At 67.7% G+C, this 266-nt stretch carries 1 protein-coding gene; it reads right to left on the bottom strand.

The window, feature by feature from the left end:
• Nucleotides 1–79: 79 nt before the first annotated feature.
• Nucleotides 80–266: hypothetical protein (locus R0J87_RS21090; protein WP_498888721.1), on the bottom strand; the 187-nt coding region annotated here is incomplete at its 5' end.

Genomic DNA, 266 nt, shown 5'->3' with positions numbered 1-266 from the left:
CTATCTGCGTTCATCCGCGTTCATCCGCGGTTCCTGACTTGCCTCGGGTGTTCCTTGGCGCTCTTGGCGTCCCTGGCGGTTACGGGTTCTGCTGCTCCTGCTCGGCCTGGAGGGCCCGCTCCTCGCGGGCCCGCATCACCTCGGGGTCGCGGTTCATGTCGAGGCGGAGGTCGCCCGGCATGGCGTAGAACGTCTCGACGTCCGGGCTGGTGAAGATCGCCTCGCGGGTGTCCTGCCACAGCCGGCTCTTGACGATCCGCGGGTTC

It is taken from the genome of Halomonas sp. SIMBA_159, assembly GCF_046536035.1.
Lineage (GTDB): Bacteria > Pseudomonadota > Gammaproteobacteria > Pseudomonadales > Halomonadaceae > Vreelandella > Vreelandella venusta_A.
Note: the sequence above shows the minus strand (reverse complement) of the source record. Positions and strands in the feature narration are given on the sequence as shown.